Below are 3,349 nucleotides of genomic sequence, written 5' to 3'. Positions count from 1 at the left end.
ATCCTGCAACCCCAGCTTCAAAGTCTGCGGATCCCAGCGGGTGAGGAGCAAGCAACTGTGAACGGTTTGGGATCCGGTGGGATCATCGTCCAACACAACGATAGGGGGGAGAGCCATGAGACCGTCTCAATGACAAAGCAACCCGAGAACTCCAGACAGACGAATCCCCCTCAAAGGGCAACCGCTATTTTCATCTTCCCCCAAGTTGGCCATCTTCCCTGCCCCTATTCCAGGCGAAGTTTGCCATGATTGAGATCAACTGGCTCTGTTGAATCCAAAACGACTGCAGACATTTCCCCCCTGCCCACATTCATGGGAGAAAGCCATGGGGCAAGCCGAGCTGCAACTTCACATCAAACGGGTACAGCAGGACGTGCTGCGCATGGGGGCGCTGGTGGAAAAGTCGGTGGTCTTGGCCCAGCAGGCCCTGTTTGAACAGAACTTGGCCGCCGCCGAACAGGTGATCGCCCAAGACAAGCAAATTGACCGTTTTTATCGTCAAATCGAGAAAGACTGTATTAATTTGATTGCCTTGCGCTCCCCGGTGGCGCGGGATCTGCGCTGGATCAGTACCCTGATGCAACTGGTACGCGATCTGGAGCGGATTGGCGACTACGCCAAAGATTTGGCCGAAGTGGCCCTGCGCTTGGTCATGTACCCGCCGCCCCCGGAGCTGGGTCGTATTCAGGTGATGATGCAGCGCTGCCAGAAAATGCTCAGCCACAGCCTGGTGGCCCTGACAGAATTGGATGCTGACCTGGGCCGACAACTGAAGCGGGAAGACGACGCCGTTGATGAAGATTACACTAACCTTTACAATACGTTGGCGCAGCAGTCTGACATTCGCGGATCGGTCGAGCCTATTCTATTGATGTTGCTGGCGATCCGTTACCTGGAGCGTCTGGCCGACCACAGCACCAACATCGGTCAGCGGGTAGCTTTTATCGTCACCGGCCAGCGTGACTAACGCCAACGGGTTGGGTCTTGCGATGTCTTAACCCCTCTTTTTCTTTTTTGCCAATACCCAAAATGGACTTCTCTCGAATTTTTCAGCATTTTCTCTCTCAGCCTCCCGAGCAATTGACCGACAAAGATACTCTTCTTGCTCTCTTGCAGTCCGCCGATCCAGAAGCGCCGGAAATGCTGGAGATTGCCCTCGATGGCCTGGTGCGGGCTGGGTTTCTGGAACGATCCGGGGATCCACCCCGTTATCGGCGCAAGCCGGACGAATCTTTGGTGGTGGGGCGTTTGCGCTGTTCCAGCAAAGGCTTTTGCTTCGCCATTCGGGACGAGCCGGGGGTGGAGGATGTGTACATCCACGGCAGCAACCTCAGCGGCGCCTGGAATGGGGATCAGGTGTTGGCGCGGGTCACCAAAGATGGCAACCGTCGCCGCAGCCCTGAAGGAGAGGTGGTGGCCGTTGTGGAGCGGGCCAATTCTGCCCTGGTGGGTCGCCTCAAACAGACGGAACAGGGTTTTCGGGTGGTGCCCTTGGACGACCGGCTGCTGTTCGAGCTGGCCCTGACGGAGGGATCCCCTGTCGAGCTGGCGGAAGGTCGGGTGGCCTATGTGGAGGTGGATCGCTACCCGCTGGGGGATCTACCCCCAACCGGAACCATTCGCAAAATCTTGGGCGACGGCCCAGAAGCCTCTATCGATGCAGATTTGGTCTGTTGCAAGTACGACCTGCCGCAGGAGTTTCCCGCCCCGGTGTTGGAGGCAGCAGCAGCTCTGCCCAAAAAGCTCAGCCGCTCTGACCAAAAGGGCCGCCGCGATCTGCGCGATTGGTTTTGCATCACTTTGGAGCCTTTGGATCTGCAGCATCCCCACGGCTTGGAACCCAACGTGGCTGTTTCCTTGCAGCGGCAAGAGAATGACCACTGGCTGCTGGGGATCCACATTGCTGACGTGGCCCATTGGCTGGATCCCGACCACCCCTTGGAGCAAGAGGCTCAGCAGCGGACGGCCACCGTCTACCTCGATACGATGGTGCTGCCTCTCTTTCCGCCGGAGGTGCACAACCGCCTGGCTCTGTTGCCACAGCAGGAGCGCTTGGCCTATTCACTGCTAGTGACCCTCGACCCAGAAGGGGTGGTACAAAACTTCGAGATTTACCCCAGCCTGGTGCAATCGCGGGCTCACCTGTCCTATGGTCAGGTGCAGGCTCTTTTGGCCACCACCGCCGACTTGGGCCCCGACGAAGAAGTGCCGGAGTTGATGGCCCTGCTGCAAAACCTGCTGCGCCTTAGCCAGATCCTACGGGCCAAACGTCACCAGGCGGGGGGATTTGACCTGCCCCTGTTGGATTTGCTCACTCCCCACTCTGCCGATGAAAGCGGCTACGGCCCCCTCTTGATCAGCGATCGCCTCGGCGCCCATGCCCTGATGACGGAAATTCTCCTGCTGGCCAACCAAATCCTGGGCCACCATTTGCGCCAGTTGGGGATCCCTTCTTTGGCCCGCGTGCAGCCTGCCCCTGCCGCCGAGGCCCTGCAGAGCTTTTTGCGCCTGGCCAATGCCATGAAGCTGGATCTGAATTTGCAAGATCCCGCTGTCGTAACTCTGGCGGACTGGCAGCGGATTTGTGCCCGCATCACCGCTCCCGATGTGTTGGCCTCTGGCGCGAGCCCGGCCTTGGTGGCGCAGATGCTGGCCACCTTGCCCCCGGTCGAGTATCGTCTCCAGCCTCTGGAAGAGCAACTCGGCCATTTTGGGTTGGGCCTCAAAGAACCCTACGCCACCTTTACGGCCCCCTTGCGCCGCTATGCCGACTTGCTCAATTTGCGTGCCCTGCACCTGGCCCTGAGCAAAGGACGCGAGCGCCGCAGCTCTCGCTCCAAAACTGTGGTGGATCTGCACGGCCCCAGCGGCTACGGCCAAATCGACTGGCAAGTGTTGCCGCCCAAGGTGCAGGAGGAATGGCAGGCGTTTCTCCAGGCGCAACTGCCCAAAATTCAGGAGGGGTACCGGATCCGGCAGCAGGCGGAGCGGGAGCTGATGGGCCTGAAGCGCTCTGAGTTCATGCAAAAGCACCTGGGAGAGGTGTTCCCCGGCCTAATCATCGGTGTCCAGAACTACGGCTTTTTTGTCCAGGTGGATCCCATCTTGGCGGAAGGCTTGGTGCGGGTCAGCACCCTGAAAAACGATTGGTACGAGTACCGCAGCCGTCAGCAGGCGCTGGTGGGACGCAAGAGTCGGCGCCAGTTTCGCCTGGGGGATCGGGTGGAGGTGCAGATTAAGAACGTGGATTACTACCGCCAACAAATTGACCTGGCGGTAATCGGGGAAGGCCGTCCCTACGAAGAAGAAGAATAAGGCGGGGATCCCTCCATGGATCGCAGCTGGAGAG

The 3,349-nt window shown here is 59.1% G+C and carries 2 protein-coding genes; both read left to right on the top strand.

Annotated elements, in window-relative coordinates:
- Window positions 1-325 precede the first annotated feature (325 nt).
- Window positions 326-967 (top strand): phosphate signaling complex protein PhoU, encoded by a 642-nt coding sequence (phoU, locus tag NW820_RS11280; RefSeq protein WP_414357802.1) that lies wholly within the window; start codon window positions 326-328, stop codon window positions 965-967.
- Window positions 968-1,029: 62 nt separating this feature from the next.
- Entirely contained in the window at window positions 1,030-3,315 is a 2,286-nt protein-coding gene (locus tag NW820_RS11275) for a ribonuclease R family protein (protein WP_414407525.1), read from the top strand.
- Window positions 3,316-3,349: the final 34 nt, after the last annotated feature.

The organism is Synechococcus sp. R55.7 (assembly GCF_047461955.1).
GTDB lineage: Bacteria > Cyanobacteriota > Cyanobacteriia > Thermostichales > Thermostichaceae > Thermostichus.
The sequence above is the reverse complement of the archived record's forward strand: the minus strand, read 5'-3'. Positions and strand labels throughout refer to the sequence as shown.